The sequence below is a fragment of the Shewanella sp. ENK2 genome, from assembly GCF_043568515.1.
GTDB classification, from domain to species: Bacteria; Pseudomonadota; Gammaproteobacteria; order Enterobacterales; family Shewanellaceae; genus Shewanella; species Shewanella japonica.
In genome coordinates, this window is record NZ_CP171406.1 from 1,866,384 (window position 1) to 1,882,123 (window position 15,740).

Annotated in this window: 10 protein-coding genes and 1 pseudogene; 5 read left to right on the forward strand and 6 right to left on the reverse strand. The window is 41.2% G+C overall.

Annotation, left to right across the window (positions count from 1 at the left end; translation table 11 throughout):
• Positions 1-195: 195 nt before the first annotated feature.
• The 3 genes from tusA (at position 196) to ACGEDC_RS08325 (ending at position 4,496) form a co-directional block, all read left to right on the forward strand.
• The gene (tusA, locus tag ACGEDC_RS08315; RefSeq protein ID WP_055025486.1) at positions 196-441 is read left to right on the forward strand and encodes a sulfurtransferase TusA; all 246 of its coding nucleotides are present in this window, start codon (positions 196-198) and stop codon (positions 439-441) included.
• A gap of 2 nt (positions 442-443) precedes the next feature.
• Complete coding sequence (locus ACGEDC_RS08320) at positions 444-884, forward strand: MOSC domain-containing protein (RefSeq protein WP_394497604.1); 441 nt, start codon at positions 444-446, stop codon at positions 882-884.
• A 423-nt stretch (positions 885-1,307) separates the two neighbouring features.
• Positions 1,308-4,496: an amidohydrolase family protein gene (locus ACGEDC_RS08325; RefSeq protein ID WP_394497606.1), complete on the forward strand. Its 3,189-nt coding sequence runs from the start codon at positions 1,308-1,310 to the stop codon at positions 4,494-4,496.
• A gap of 73 nt (positions 4,497-4,569) precedes the next feature.
• On the opposite strand, the pseudogene ACGEDC_RS08330 reads toward ACGEDC_RS08325, so the two are convergent.
• Positions 4,570-5,129: pseudogene (locus tag ACGEDC_RS08330) on the reverse strand (DNA-3-methyladenine glycosylase I).
• 120 nt (positions 5,130-5,249) lie between these two features.
• On the opposite strand from ACGEDC_RS08330, the gene glyQ reads away from it, so the two are divergent.
• Both glyQ and glyS read left to right on the forward strand, forming a co-directional pair.
• Entirely contained in the window at positions 5,250-6,155 is a 906-nt protein-coding gene (gene glyQ / locus ACGEDC_RS08335) for a glycine--tRNA ligase subunit alpha (protein WP_055025482.1), read from the forward strand.
• Positions 6,156-6,165: 10 nt separating this feature from the next.
• On the forward strand, positions 6,166-8,235 hold the full coding sequence (glyS, locus tag ACGEDC_RS08340; RefSeq protein ID WP_394497608.1) for a glycine--tRNA ligase subunit beta: 2,070 nt from the start codon (positions 6,166-6,168) through the stop codon (positions 8,233-8,235).
• A 95-nt stretch (positions 8,236-8,330) separates the two neighbouring features.
• On the opposite strand, the gene ACGEDC_RS08345 is transcribed toward glyS, so the two are convergent.
• The 5 genes from ACGEDC_RS08345 to dnaA form a co-directional block, all read right to left on the reverse strand.
• A complete protein-coding gene (locus tag ACGEDC_RS08345) occupies positions 8,331-9,407 on the reverse strand; it encodes an HDOD domain-containing protein (protein WP_394497610.1) in 1,077 nt (358 codons plus the stop codon).
• Positions 9,408-9,523: 116 nt separating this feature from the next.
• Positions 9,524-11,941: a DNA topoisomerase (ATP-hydrolyzing) subunit B gene (gyrB, locus tag ACGEDC_RS08350; RefSeq protein WP_394497612.1), complete on the reverse strand. Its 2,418-nt coding sequence runs from the start codon at positions 11,939-11,941 to the stop codon at positions 9,524-9,526.
• A gap of 15 nt (positions 11,942-11,956) precedes the next feature.
• The gene (gene recF / locus ACGEDC_RS08355; RefSeq protein WP_394497614.1) at positions 11,957-13,039 is read right to left on the reverse strand and encodes a DNA replication/repair protein RecF; all 1,083 of its coding nucleotides are present in this window, start codon (positions 13,037-13,039) and stop codon (positions 11,957-11,959) included.
• A gap of 103 nt (positions 13,040-13,142) precedes the next feature.
• Complete coding sequence (gene dnaN / locus ACGEDC_RS08360; protein WP_055025477.1) at positions 13,143-14,243, reverse strand: DNA polymerase III subunit beta; 1,101 nt, start codon at positions 14,241-14,243, stop codon at positions 13,143-13,145.
• Positions 14,244-14,262: 19 nt separating this feature from the next.
• The gene (dnaA, locus tag ACGEDC_RS08365) at positions 14,263-15,651 is read right to left on the reverse strand and encodes a chromosomal replication initiator protein DnaA (protein WP_055025476.1); all 1,389 of its coding nucleotides are present in this window, start codon (positions 15,649-15,651) and stop codon (positions 14,263-14,265) included.
• Positions 15,652-15,740: the final 89 nt, after the last annotated feature.

Genomic DNA, 15,740 nt, shown 5'->3' on the forward strand with positions numbered 1-15,740 from the left:
TAATAATTGTGTAAAAAGCCGTACTTTGAACAGAAGTACGGCTTTTTTTATTGCAAGCACGACACGTGTTCCACGTGGAACAATGGGTACTAGTTCACGATTTACTAATAAAGCTAAGGTTAAGCCCTTGCAACAGTAACTCAGCAGAGTAAAATTAGCGCAATTATTGTTAGTCTGTCGTATATAAGAGTGGGTATGAGCGAAATATTTTCAACAGCGCAGCATCATTTAGATGCGTTAGGTTTACGTTGTCCTGAGCCTGTCATGATGATCCGTAAGACTGTCCGTAAAATGGCTGAAGGTGAAACATTACTTATTACCGCTGACGACCCAGCAACAACCAGAGATATTCCAAGTTTTTGTGAGTTTATGGATCACACTCTTATTGCAAGTGACACAAATCAGACACCTTATAAATATATGATCAGAAAAGGACTTTAATCATGTCTACACTACAAGCTATCGCATACAAAACAGTAAAAAAAGGCCCAATGAAGCCCGTTTTTTGCGCAAATGTGAGTTTGCTTCGTGGTGTAGAAAATGATGTTTTTGGTCGGCCAAGCAAGCGCCAAGTAACCGTAATGTCGATAGAGCAATGGAAAACGGCATGCCAAGAAATCAACGTCAATTTAGACTGGCTTACCCGTCGAGCAAATCTATTAATTGATGGTCATGAATTTAGTGCTGCCGATGTAGGTAAAACCATTTCGATTGGTGAGCACGTTTCTCTAGTTATAACTGGTGAAACCGATCCATGCGCTAAAATGGAAATAGCTCAGCCCGGCTTAGAACAAGCCTTGTCACCACACTGGCGCGGCGGAGTAACTTGCAAGGTCGTTACGGAAGGATTAATTCAAACAGAAGATCCTGTGGTCATTGAATAACGGATTCAGCTGTAATGTATTTTTGATAATTGGTACATGATCACCCCACTTAACCTGCGGTTTTCGATTTTATAAAAAACCAAAATCATATTAACCAGTTAAGTAAGCCTACTTATACTTATTCCCCTCCACTTATTCTTTATACATAATGAGTTAACTAACCGTATTCAAACATGTTTACGCAAATTCGTTTTGTTACTCTTTAAACATTTTTACCGTTATCACCATTAATACCCCCGACTTTCTGCAAACTTATTTCAATCAAATAATCAGCTTTTTCTGTCATCAATTGAAACAGAATAAATGTTTAGTTCTTGCTTAATTTATGCGATAAATATCATCAGTTTTATAACTCGCAAACAACACTTGATTGATAAAAGTGTAACTCCGATCAATAACGATAATCATAATAATGGATTGTGCATGTTTACCTCAAAAATAAAACCATTGTATACCGCTATTGCACTTAGTCTGGCCAGTGCATCACTTGCAGTTAATGCATCAGAAGATACAGTTAAATGGCAAGTTAATGCGCCAGAAAATGCCCCGCTTGAAAAAGTAAAAATTGATGTTACTGAAGGTACTTGGATGAACGTCAGTGTGTCTCCTGACGGAAAAACCATCGTGTTCGATTTACTTGGTGATATTTATCAAATGCCAATTTCTGGTGGAGAAGCCAAGAAAATAGTTTCAGGTATCGCTTGGCAAATGCAGCCAGTGTATAGCCCTGATGGTAAATCAATTGCCTTTACATCTGATGAAGATGGTGGTGACAACATTTGGGTAATGGATGCAGATGGTAGTAATCCTCGCCCTGTTACGTCAGAAACCTTTCGTTTATTAAACAGCCCAGCATGGAGCCCTGACTCGCAATATTTAGTTGCTCGAAAGCACTTTACCGCTAGTCGTAGTTTGGGGGCCGGTGAAGTATGGATGTACCACGTTGCCGGTGGTGAAGGTGTTAAGTTAACTGAACGCCCTAATGATCAAAAAGACTTAGGCGAGCCAGCATACTCTCCTGATGGTCGCTATATCTATTTCAGTCAAGATGCTACCCCAGGCAAAACATTCCACTACTCAAAAGATTCGGTAAAGGGCATTTATAAAATTAAGCGCTACGATACTCAAACCGGTGATATTGAAGTATTAATTAAAGGCACTGGTGGCGCAATTAGACCGACTCCAAGCCCAGATGGTACCAAACTGGCTTACATTAAGCGTGACGGTTTTCAATCTACATTGTATTTATTAGATTTAAAGTCAGGTGAGCACACTAAGTTATACGACAATCTCGATCGTGATATGCAAGAAACTTGGGCAATTCATGGTGTTTACCCAACAATGTCATGGACTCAAGATAATGAAGAAATCGTATTCTGGGCTAAAGGTAAAATCAATAAACTGAGCATTGATGATAAGGAAGTAAAGAATATTCCTTTTACGGTCAAAACTGAATTAGATGTTCAGCCTTCAGTTCGTTTTACACAAAACTTAGACCAAAACAATTTCGACGTAAAAATGCTACGAATGGCTCAAGTTTCTCCTAATGGTGAAAAAGTGGTGTTCGAAGCTTTAGGGAAATTGTGGATCCGTGATATTGAAGACGGTAAACAAAAACGCTTAACTCGCCTAGACGACGATATTAATGAGTTATTCCCGCAGTGGTCAAGAGACGGCAAAAATATCGTCTTTACCACTTGGAATGATCAAGACCAAGGAACGGTGAGCATTGTCAGCGCTAAAGGCGGAAGAAGTAAAACGCTGACAAAAGAGCCTGGTAAGTATGTTGAACCGACCTTTTCTCCTGATGGTAAAGTCGTTGTGTACCGCAAAGCTAAAGGTGGTTATGTCACGCCTCGTACTTGGTCTCAAGAGCCTGGCTTGTATAAAGTCGACTTAAAGAAAAAGAATAATGTTAAAATTACAGCTAATGGGTACCAACCACAATTTGGCAGCGATAATAATCGTGTATTCTTTATGGATCACGGTGAAACACCTGAATTCGCTTCAATCAGCTTAGATGGTTTCGAAAAACGTACTCATTACACCAGTGAGCATGCAACAGAATTTAGAGTATCGCCTAACGGCGAACACTTAGCATTTGCAGAACGTTTTCGTGTATATGTCACCCCTTTTGCAAAACACGGTGAAACAGTACGTATTAGCCCTAAAGCGACTAACTTACCTGTCACACAACTTAGTGCTCGGGCTGGTGAAAGTATCAGTTGGAACGCTGATAATAGTGAACTTTATTGGACTCTTGGCCCTGAACTTTATCAAGCAAAAGTCGATACCCAATACGCCAAAACTGATAATGAAAGCAAACCAACAGTAACCTCAATTGGTTTCACTCAAAAAGCAGATGTTCCACGTGGAACAGTCGCTTTTGTCGGTGGCAAAATTGTCACTATGGAAAATGATGAAGTCATAGACAATGGCATCGTTATCGTTAAAGACAACAAAATTGTGACTGTTGGTGATGCAAAGACAAATATTCCAAGTGGCGCTCAAGTGATCGATATTAAGGGCAAAACATTAATGCCTGGCTTATTTGATGCTCACGCTCACGGTTCTCAAGCTGATGATGAAATCATTCCACAACAAAACTGGCAACTTTACTCAGGTCTTTCGCTAGGTGTCACCGCAATACATGACCCATCGAATGACACAACAGAAATATTTGCTGCATCTGAACAACAAAAAGCAGGCAATATTGTAGGGCCACGAATTTTCTCTACAGGTACTATTTTATATGGTGCAAATGCACCAGGTTATACCTCGCACGTAGACTCGTTAGATGATGCGAAATTTCATTTAGAGCGTCTGAAAAAAGTCGGCGCTTTCAGTGTTAAAAGCTATAACCAACCTCGTCGTAATCAACGTCAGCAAGTAATCCAAGCTGCACGTGAATTAGAAATGATGGTGGTGCCTGAAGGTGGTAGTTTATTACAGCATAACTTATCGATGATTGCTGATGGTCACACAACGATTGAACATTCATTACCAACAGGTTCAATTTACAGTGACATCAAGCAATTCTGGGGGCAAACAGAAGTGGCTTATACCCCGACACTTGTTGTTGCTTACGGCGGAATATCAGGTGAACATTACTGGTATGACAAAACTGACGTATGGGCTCATCCCCGTCTAAGTATGTATGTACCTAGTGATATTTTGAATGCTCGTTCTATGCGACGCACCAAGGCACCAGATGCGCATTACAATCATTTCAATGTTGCTCGCGTAGCAAATGAGCTAAATGATATTGGTATCCAGCCAAATATTGGAGCACACGGTCAACGCGAAGGTTTAGCTGCACATTGGGAAATGTGGATGTTCGCTCAAGGCGGTATGAGCAATATGGATGTACTAAAAACAGCAACCATCAACCCTGCCAAAACCTTTGGAATGGATCATCAACTTGGTTCGATTAAAGCGGGTAAATTGGCAGATATCATTGTTATTGATGGCGACCCTTTAACCGACATTAGAGTCACAGACAAAGTCACTTATACCATGGCGAATGGCAAGCTTTACAACTCAGAAACCATGAATCTTTTAAATGGTGATGAACAAGAACGTAAACCGTTTTTCTTTGAAGACACAAAGTAAGTACGTTATGTCATAAAAAAGGGATGTTCCACGTGGAACATCCCTTTTTAATTTCGGCAACAACAATAATTAGTTATTTTCCATAACGAAAACAATCTGTTGTATGGTCGTTGACCATTCCTACCGCTTGCATGAAAGCATAACAAATTGTTGGGCCAACAAAGTTAAAGCCTAATTTTTTTAATGCTTTTGACATTGCTTCTGATTCTGGCGTTTGCGCAGGCACGTCTGACATAGAGCTAAAATGATTCACTTTAGGTTGTCCACCGACAAAGTCCCACAGGAATGTTGAAAAATCATTGCCAGATTCGACGAAAGCTAAATAGGCTTTAGCATTTCGAATAATTGAATTCACCTTTAAACGGTTTCTAACAATCCCAGGGTTTAATAATAGTTCTTCAACTTTAGCGTCATCGAATGTGGCAATAACCTTAGGGTCAAAGTTGGCAAACAAAGCTTGATAGTTATGCTGTTTTTTAAAATAGTGATCCAAGATAACCCTGCCTGTTGACCATCAAGACATAGCTTTTCAAAAAGCTCAATAGGATCATAAACAGGCCTTCCCCAAACATTGTCATGATAGTCAACATAAAGCGGATCATCACTCAACCAAGCACAACGTTTTAAATCCATTTATAAGGCCCTTTAAAATTTTTAATCTCTACGTTAAAAAATAACCTACATATGCCTTAATCTACAAGGTATAATCAAAACCATTTTCTATTTTTAGCCTCAACCAGTAGATAAGCGGACATGACGACGAAACACGACGTAAAGACATTCCAGGGCTTCATTATGACCCTGCAGGAATACTGGGCGCAGCAAGGTTGCGCAATCGTTCAACCATTGGACATGGAAGTGGGTGCCGGAACATTCCACCCAATGACATTTTTACGTTCATTAGGCCCAGAGCCAATGAGCAGTGCTTATGTGCAACCATGTCGCCGACCTACCGATGGCCGTTACGGTGAAAACCCTAACCGTCTGCAGCATTATTACCAATACCAAGTCGTGCTAAAGCCTTCTCCGAGTAATATCCAAGAATTATACCTTGGCTCTTTAGAAGCTCTTGGCGTTGATATGGGCGTTCATGACGTTCGTTTTGTTGAAGATAACTGGGAATCACCAACTCTTGGTGCTTGGGGCCTTGGTTGGGAAGTATGGCTAAACGGCATGGAAGTATCACAATTTACTTACTTCCAGCAAGTAGGCGGCCTAGAGTGTAAACCTGTCACGGGCGAAATTACTTACGGTTTAGAACGTCTAGCAATGTACATTCAAGAAGTAGACAGTGTTTACGATCTTGTTTGGACTGACGGCCCTATGGGCAAAGTCATGTACGGCGATATCTTCCACCAAAATGAAGTTGAACAATCTACATATAACTTCGAACATGCTGATGTTGAAGTCTTATTTAAACAGTTTGAAGATTGTGAAGCGGCTTGCCAGAAATTATTAGCATTAGAAAAGCCACTACCGCTACCTGCTTATGAACAAGTGATGAAGGCCTCACACGCATTTAACTTACTTGATGCTCGCCACGCTATCTCGGTAACTGAACGCCAACGTTATATTTTGCGTGTTCGTACTATGGCTAAAGGTGTTGCAGAATCTTATTACCAAGCACGTGAAGCGCTTGGTTTCCCAATGTGTAAGTAGAGGTAGAAAAATGAACGTTGAAAACTTACTCATTGAAGTGGGTACAGAAGAATTACCACCAAAGGCATTACGTAAATTAGCTGAGTCATTTCTCGCTAATTTCACCGAGGAACTGACCAAGGCAGAACTAGCATTTACCAATGCAACTTGGTATGCAGCCCCTCGCCGTTTGGCAATTAGTGTTGAACAACTTGCTGTTGCGCAAGCTGACAAAGTGGTTGAGAAACGTGGCCCTGCCGTCGCTCAAGCATTTGATGCTGAAGGTAACCCAACGAAAGCTGCTATGGGCTGGGCTCGTGGTAACGGCATTACTGTTGAACAAGCTGACCGTCTTAAAACAGACAAAGGCGAATGGTTATTACACCAAGCTAAAGTGGTTGGTGTTGAAACCAAGTCTTTAATTGCTGCAATGGCACAAAAGTCATTAGATAAATTACCTATCCCTAAGCCAATGCGTTGGGGTAGTAATACAACACAATTTATCCGCCCAGTTCATACTGTCACCATGCTGTTAGGTGATGAACTCGTTCCAGGTGAGTTGTTAGGTATCGAATCAGCTCGCACAATTCGTGGTCATCGTTTCATGGGTGTTGATACTTTTGAGCTAAAACACGCTGATAACTACCTCACGCAATTAGAAACTGAAGGTAAAGTCTTAGCTGATTACCAACGTCGTAAGGATATCATCAAGCTAAATGCTGAAGCTGCCGCAAAAGAGATTGGCGGTATTGCTGAACTTGAAGATGATTTACTTGAAGAAGTCACCGCATTGGTTGAATGGCCTGTTGTGTTAACAGCAAGCTTTGAAGAAAAATTCTTAGATGTCCCAGCTGAAGCCTTGGTTTACACCATGAAAGGCGACCAGAAATACTTCCCAGTATTTGATGATGCAGGTCAGTTGTTGCCTAACTTTATCTTCGTAACTAACATCGAATCTAAAGATCCTCAGCAGATTATTTCAGGTAACGAAAAAGTAGTTCGTCCTCGCCTTGCTGATGCAGAGTTCTTCTTTGAAACAGACAAAAAAGAGTCTTTAGAAACGCGTTTAGCCAGCTTAGAGTCTGTTGTTTTCCAAAAACAATTGGGCACGATTAAAGCCCGTGTTGAACGTATTTCTGCAATGGCTGGCTATATTGCCACCAGCATAGGTGCAAATAGTGAAGAGGCCGCTCGCGCAGGTCTACTGTCAAAGTCTGACTTGATGACCAACATGGTAATGGAGTTTACCGATCTTCAAGGCACTATGGGCATGCATTACGCCCGCTTAGATGGTGAAACTGAAGCCGTTGCTGTTGCATTAGCTGAGCAATACAAGCCAAAGTTCTCTGGTGATACCGTACCTACAGCGCCGATTTCAATCTGTGTTGCACTGGCTGAAAAATTAGATACCTTAGTGGGTATTTTTGGTATTGGCCAAGCACCTAAGGGCGCAGCGGATCCATTTGCACTTCGTCGTGCTGCTATTGGTATTTTACGTCTTTGCTTAGAGAACAACTTACCGTTAGATTTAGTTGACTTGATTGCTAAAGCTAAAGAGTTACACGGTGAAAACCTCACTAATGACAAGGTATCAGAGCAAGTTCTTGAGTTCTTTATGGGTCGTTTCCGTGCATGGTATCAAGATCAAGGCGTGGGTGTTGACGTGATCCTAGCTGTTCTCGCACGTAAACCAACCGCACCGGCAGATTTTGAAAGTCGCATCAAAGCTGTGGCTCACTTTAGAACCCTAGAGCAAGCCTCAGCGCTTGCGGCTGCGAACAAGCGTGTATCGAATATCTTGGCTAAGGTTGAAGGAGAAATCCCAACCAATATCGATTCAAGCCTATTAGTCGAAAGTGCTGAAAAAGCATTAGCTGATAAACTGACTGAGCTTCAGCCACAGCTGGCACCATTATTTGCAGCAGCAAACTACCAAGAAGCGCTCGCATTATTGGCGAGTCTACGTGAAAGCGTTGATACCTTCTTCGAAGATGTAATGGTTATGGCGGATGATGCAGCACTTAAGAATAACCGTTTAGCACTTCTTAATAGTCTACGTGAGCAATTCTTACATGCCGCTGATATTTCATTATTACAATAATGATATCTGAGTCATCACAAAAAAACGCGCCTTAAGGCGCGTTTTTTTATGACAAACGTCAGTGTAGATTAAACGAAAATTCAACTAAAGTTACATTATAGAGTGATTAACTTTTGATGCAGGAACTCAAACTCATCATGGCTAATAGCGACTTGAGAAAGCAACTGCGACTGCGCCTGCTCTGTCAGCTTATCCACCTGTTTAAGCATCGAACATTCACTAATAATATTGGCCCGCCACACAGCTAACGCCATTGGATCTGTTGGACGATGATGAGTGTTTGCAAGTTGTGCTAAAGCTTGCTCGAACTGAGTGGGTAACTCCCAATGCTTCACTAACAATGCGCTCAATACTAAAGACTTCGTGGTCATGACTTGTTTAAACAAAACTGAACTCGGTTGCTCACCAGGCTCAGCTAGACGAAATGCTTCAATCATCATTTTAAAAATCGCAATTTTGCCAACATCATGCAATAGCCCTAAGAAAAAGGCGGTATCACTATCTTGCTCTGAAAGCTCATTTGCTAGAAAAGCCACCTGCATTGAATGACGCCAAATTTCAGCACCAAAACGCCTAAAGTAAATTGGCTTAATATTGATCATTTCTTTCATTAAGCTAGTGCGAACAAACAGTTGTAACTGCTTAAGCCCAATTTGCACTACCGCTTGCTGTAAACTGGTAATATCTTTATCTGAACGCTTGAATGCACTTGAGTTACAGAGTTTTAAAACTTCAATACTCAATAAAGGATCTTGTTCAATCAACCTCAATAGCGCTTTGGTATCCACATCATCCTGAGCCAGCTTTCTATCTAGCTCAGATAAACGACTCGGCAGCTTTAATACTTTGTCGGCAATTTGCTGTGGCGAGCTGAAAGCTTGTTCAATTTTTGCTAGCACATTACGCTCTAAATTATTCGCCATTGCGCCAGTATCTTGGTCGCTTACAGGAAATAATAAACTGTAAAACAACGCAGAAGAGTCAACCGTTATCGCCAACGAAGCCATTTTTTTCGGTACATTACTGACAGTGGTTTTTTGCGTATTTACAGGCGAGGCTTTAACAGCTTTACTCTTAGATAAAACATTGTGCTGCGGGTTCAACGCTTTCGCTTCGCTGACTTCTTGATTGCTGCGAACATTGAACATCCTATTAAACAGTTTCTTGAACATCGAAAATACCTATACTACAGGTAACAAATCAATATATTTGATTTTTATAAAGCTTAAAACAAAAAATGGGCACCTATAAATAGGCGCCCACTTTATTAAACTAACTTATTTTAAGATTAAACATCTAAGTTAGCTACATTTAACGCGTTTGTTTCAATGAAGTCACGACGAGGCTCAACTTGATCGCCCATCAAGGTCGTAAATAATTGATCCGCACCAACAGCATCTTCAATAGTCACTCGTAGCATACGACGAGTTTCAGGATCCATTGTGGTTTCCCACAACTGCTCAGGGTTCATCTCACCCAATCCTTTATAACGTTGAATGTATAAACCACGTTTAGCTTCACTCATGGTCCAATCAAGCGCTTCAATGAAGCTCTCAACTTCTTTCATGCGTTCGCCACGCTTGATGTAACCACCTTCTTCAATCATACCGTCTAACGCTTTACCTAATTTGGCAATAAGTGCGTAATCGTTAGATTGGAAGAAGTCGTAACTAAATAGGTAATTAGTATCAATACCATGCTTACGGATCGTTAAGCTCGGTAAGTAAACTTGACGTTCTGGATCTAATACAGGTTCAATGCTGTAAATCACACCATCAGATTCAATTTCAATTAAGTCAGCGACGAATGCATCACACCACTGCTTCATTTGCCCTTCATCAGTAAGCATTTCATTACTAATGCCAGGATGATGGAGCATACGATTGGTAATTGACTCTGGGTAGCGCTTAGCAAGACGCTCAATAATCGCTTCAACTTCACGGTACTGACTTACTAAACGCTCTAATGGTTCACCAGACATACCTGGCGCACCTGGTGCTGGATAAATATGAGTACCATCTAAGGCTTGAGTCGTTAAATATTCTGTCAAAGCAGGTTCATCTTTCAGGTATTGCTCTTGCTTACCTTTTTTCACTTTGAATAAAGGTGGTTGAGCAATGTAAATGTAACCACGCTCAATAAGCTCAGGCATTTGACGGAAGAAGAAGGTCAACAACAGCGTACGAATGTGCGAGCCGTCGACGTCAGCATCGGTCATAATGATGATGTTATGGTAGCGTGTTTTCTCAGGGTCGTAATCGTCACGGCCAATACCACAACCTAATGCAGTAATCAGTGTGGCAACTTCCTGTGAAGATAACATTTTATCAAAGCGCGCTTTTTCAACGTTTAAGATTTTACCTTTAAGCGGAAGAATCGCTTGGTTTTTACGGTTACGTCCCTGCTTGGCTGAACCGCCAGCAGAGTCCCCTTCCACTATGTATATTTCAGAAAGGCCAGGGTCTTTCTCTTGGCAATCTGCAAGTTTACCTGGCAGGCCACCTAAATCTAATGCGCCTTTACGACGAGTCATTTCACGGGCTTTACGCGCCGCTTCACGGGCACGTGCCGCATCAACGATTTTACCTACAATTAACTTAGCATCGACTGGATTTTCTAATAGGTAGTCATTTAACTGCTCACCCATTGTTTGTTCTACCGCGCCTTTCACTTCACTAGAAACCAACTTGTCTTTGGTTTGCGAGCTAAATTTAGGATCTGGCACTTTAACTGAAATAACCGCAGTCAAACCTTCACGAGCATCGTCACCCGTAGCATTGGTTTTGCCTTTTTTATTGAAGCCTTCTCGCTCCATGTAGTTATTTAAGTTACGTGTTAGTGCACCACGGAAACCCGCTAAGTGAGTACCACCATCACGTTGTGGAATGTTGTTTGTGAAACAGAAAATGCTTTCTTGGTAACCATCGTTCCATTGCATTGCCACTTCAACAGTGATGCCATCTTCACGTTCTTGAGTAAAGTGGAAAACATCTTTGTTGATTGGGGTTTTGTTACGGTTTAGGTAATCAACGAATGCGCTGATACCACCATCGTATTTGAAGAACTCATTTCGCTCATCGCGTTCATCAACAAGACGAATACCAACACCTGAGTTTAAGAATGATAATTCACGCACACGTTTGGCAAGAATATCAAAATGGAACAGGGTATCAGAGAAGGTTTCTGGGCTAGGCCAAAAACGGATAGAGGTACCCGTTTTATCTGAATCACCGACAGGTGTGATAGGAGTTTCAGGTACGCCCATTGTATAAAACTGTTCGTAAACCTTACCATTACGACGAATGGTCATTTGCAGTTTTTCAGACAGTGCGTTTACTACCGACACACCTACACCGTGCAAGCCGCCTGATACTTTATAAGAGTTATCATCAAACTTACCACCAGCATGAAGTACTGTCATAATAACTTCAGCAGCAGAAACACCCTCTTCTTCATGAACCTCAACAGGAATACCACGGCCATCATCCTGTACTGACACAGAGCCATCAGCATGAATGGTAATAGTAATGTCATTACAGTGGCCAGCTAAGGCTTCATCGATAGAGTTATCGACCACTTCGAATACCATGTGATGAAGACCTGTACCATCGTCTGTATCACCGATGTACATCCCTGGTCTCTTACGAACTGCATCAAGGCCTTTTAATACCTTAATACTCGAAGAATCATAACTATTCTCTGACATATTTCTCTCTCGTTTTTATTCAACTACCGTGACTTGCCCATGTTCCACATGAAACATCTTACTTGGCGGGCTTGTCAGCGAATCGACTATTGCTACAGGATCAATCGCTGTGACAAAAATTTGTGCACCGGTTTCGGTTAACTGTTTTAGCAATAGTTGCCTATGTTGTGCATCCAACTCAGATGGAAGATCATCCACAAGGTAAATACTATGCTTGTTCTGTTGTTCTTGAAGCAACTTGCCTTGTGCAATGCGCAGTGCACAGACTAATAATTTTAACTGTCCTCGGGATAATGCATCCTGCACAGGTAAGTTGCCTACACGCAATCTCAAGTCCGCTTTATGCGGTCCACTACCCGTATTTCCCGAAGATAAATCTCTGTGATATTGAGTTTCGAGTAACTCAGCAAAATCCGTTTTGCTATCCCAGCCACGAGTAAAAGAAACCTTAATATCAACTCGTGGTAAAAACTCTCCGATTATACCCTTAAGTAGCTCATTTAACGAGTCTACATATTGATTTCGTATCGAAGTAACTTGTTCAGCATACCGCACCAATTCCTTATCCCAAAATTGAATTGTTGCATAAGAAGAACCATCTCTAAGGAGTTGATTTCTTTGCTTTAAAATCCGTCTTGTATTCACCCATGCTTGATAGAAACTCGCATCAGAGTGAAACGCGCCCCAATCGATAAATTGTCGACGTGCTTTTGGCCCTTCAAAAAGTAATGAAAAACTTTCTGGCGTGATAACTTGAATCGGTAAAGTTTCTGCCAAAACAGATAAACGCTTCACTTTATCGCCATCTAATTTGACATCAATATCGCCATTACGAAATCGCCTTAAGCCTAATTTCGCCTCACCGGTTTGCATCTCAAGTTGTGCAAATAAAGTAAGGTTATCCTGTTCAATATTGATCACTCTTTGGGATAAGTGACTACGAAACGAACGCCCCATGCCTAAAAAATAAATCGCCTCCAATATACTGGTTTTTCCACTGCCGTTTTCTCCATAAATCAAGTTTAATCCTGATTCAGGTTGCAATGACGCAGAAAGGATATTGCGAAAGTTGGCAATATTAAGACGGGCTAAACTCATGGGTGCTAATTTCTCAAACCTATGGTGATGCAGTAAAACTAAAAAAGGTGCCTTAATCTAGCACCTTTTTGGGTTCTAAAACGTCGTGAAACGTTATCTTACATTATAAACGCATAGGCATAACCACATACATTGAATCTTCTTCGACGTGGTTTTCTATTAATGCGCTTGAGTTTCCATCAATCAGCGTGATTCTGACATCATCACTGGCTAAATTGTTCAATACATCGAGTAAATAACTCACGTTAAACCCTATTTCTAGGTTGTCAGCATTGTATTCAACATCAATGATCTCTTCCGCTTCTTCTTGCTCTGGGTTATTCGCAGTTATACGTAATAATCCTGGTTCAAGCTGAATACGCACGCCACGAAACTTTTCATTGGATAAAATCGATGCACGTGTGAGCGCTTGTTTTAAATGATTACGGCTCGCCACCACAATTTTATCGCCGCCTTTTGGTAATACTCGGCGGTAATCAGGGAAACGTCCATCAACAAGCTTACTGGTAAATACAGCATTTTGCGTTGTTGCACGAATGGCGCTGTCACCAATAGCAATGGTAATTTCACTGTCCTCACTTTCAAGTAAGCGAGACATTTCAACCACACCTTTACGTGGCACGATGACTTGCTTTTCAGGAAGGCTAATGTCGATATTACGATGACTTAATGCTAGACGGTGTCCATCTGTCGCAATCGCTTTTAACGAGTTACCTGCAGTTTCAAAAAGTAAGCCATTTAAATAGTATCGAACATCTTGGTTCGCCATTGAGAACTGGGTCGAATCAATAATCGACTTCAATGTACCTTGTTTGAGACTAAACTCGATATCAGCTTCAAAGGCTTCAACATTGGGGTAATCACTTGCAGGTAAAGTCGCCAGTGAAAAACGACTACGACCAGAACGTAATAGCCATTTGTTATCTTGCTGCTCAATTTTGATTTCGACTTGTTCAGGAAGTGACTTGACGATATCGAGTAGCTTTTTAGCTGGCACGGTTGTTCGGCCAGTTTCAACTTCACCTTGAATGGCCGCTTGGCCAACAAGTTCTACTTCTAAATCAGTACCTGTAAGCTTAAGTGAGGACTCACTAACTTCGACAAGTAAATTTGATAAAATAGGTAAGTTGTGGCGTCTTTCTACTGCACCACACACTAATTGAAGTGGTTTTAATAGGGCATCCCTATCAATTGAAAATTTCATTCGTCTCAATTTCCTGATATTAAGAAGATAATGTACGTATCAAGTTAGCATAATCTTCTTTAATGTCATGACTTTCTTCACGCAATTGGGCAATTTTTCTGCATGCGTGTAATACGGTAGTATGATCACGACCCCCAAAGGCGTCACCAATTTCAGGTAAGCTTTGGTTTGTTAACTCTTTTGATAATGCCATCGCGACTTGACGAGGTCTCGCTACACTGCGAGAGCGACGTTTAGATAGCATATCAGCCATTTTGATTTTGTAATATTCAGCAACCGTTTTTTGAATATTATCTATGGTCACTAACTTTTCTTGTAGCGCGAGTAAATCACGTAATGCTTCACGGACAAAATCAATCGTAATTGGTCGGCCGGTGAAGTTAGCATTCGCAATAACACGATTTAACGCCCCTTCTAATTCACGCACATTTGAACGTAAACGTTTAGCAATGAAGAATGCCACTTCATCAGGCAGATTAATGCCGCTTTCTTGCGCTTTACGCATTAAAATCGCTACACGGGTTTCAAGCTCAGGTGGTTCGATAGCAACTGTTAAGCCCCAACCAAAACGTGATTTTAAGCGATCTTCAACCCCATCAATTTCTTTCGGGTATTTATCCGAAGTCAAAATGATCTGATGGTTACCCTCTAATAGTGCATTGAAGGTATGAAAGAATTCTTCTTGTGAACGATCTTTATTGGCAAAGAATTGAATATCATCAATAAAAAGCGCATCAACACTACGGTAATAACGTTTAAAGTCTTCAATAGCATTATTTTGTAGCGCTTTAACCATGTCTTGCACAAAGCGTTCTGAATGCATGTAGACCACTTTTGCATTGGGATTGTTTTTGATAATCCCGTTGCCTACAGCATGTAATAAATGGGTTTTACCTAAACCGGTGCCGCCATATAAAAATAACGGGTTATAAGCACCGCCAGGATTTTCTGCCACTTGCAGTGCAGCAGCTTTACCTAATTGGTTTGATTTACCTTCAACGAAATTATCAAACTGATAAGTAGGATTGATATTACTGCGGTGGTTAGCATGCTCAACGGGTTCTGCTTGAGTATTAAACGCAGTGCTAACACGTTGCTTAGTTTGTGTGCTTTGTGTTGGCCTAACTTCTGCTTTTACAGGCTCAGGCGCTCTCACTGCAGACGGGCGGCTACCAATATCAAAGCGCAGTTTAGGGGCATTACCACCTAACTGTTCGGTAAAAAATTGATTAATGATATTGATGTACTTATCTCGAACCCAATCAAGTACAAAACGATTAGGTGCATAAAGTACCAAGGTATCGCCATCCATTTCAGCCTGTAACGGACGGATCCACATACTGAATTGCTGCGCAGAAAGTTCGTCTTGCAGCCTGCCGATACATTGTTGCCAAAGTGAAACCGCCACTTAATATTCCTTAATATCGTTTGTTGAAGGAGGGCTATTCTATCGTTAGATCTCAATGATCGCTATCGATAAAAAAATTTTATCCCCAA

Bases quoted from the DNA above. Each gene is read 5' to 3' on its own strand.
- tusA (WP_055025486.1), top strand. From the start codon at position 196: ATGAGCGAAATATTTTCAACAGCGCAGCATCATTTAGATGCGTTAGGT.
- ACGEDC_RS08320 (WP_394497604.1), top strand. From the start codon at position 444: ATGTCTACACTACAAGCTATCGCATACAAAACAGTAAAAAAAGGCCCA.
- ACGEDC_RS08325 (WP_394497606.1), top strand. From the start codon at position 1,308: ATGTTTACCTCAAAAATAAAACCATTGTATACCGCTATTGCACTTAGT.
- glyQ (WP_055025482.1), top strand. From the start codon at position 5,250: ATGACGACGAAACACGACGTAAAGACATTCCAGGGCTTCATTATGACC.
- glyS (WP_394497608.1), top strand. From the start codon at position 6,166: ATGAACGTTGAAAACTTACTCATTGAAGTGGGTACAGAAGAATTACCA.
- ACGEDC_RS08345 (WP_394497610.1), bottom strand. From the start codon at position 9,407: ATGTTCAAGAAACTGTTTAATAGGATGTTCAATGTTCGCAGCAATCAA.
- gyrB (WP_394497612.1), bottom strand. From the start codon at position 11,941: ATGTCAGAGAATAGTTATGATTCTTCGAGTATTAAGGTATTAAAAGGC.
- recF (WP_394497614.1), bottom strand. From the start codon at position 13,039: ATGAGTTTAGCCCGTCTTAATATTGCCAACTTTCGCAATATCCTTTCT.
- dnaN (WP_055025477.1), bottom strand. From the start codon at position 14,243: ATGAAATTTTCAATTGATAGGGATGCCCTATTAAAACCACTTCAATTA.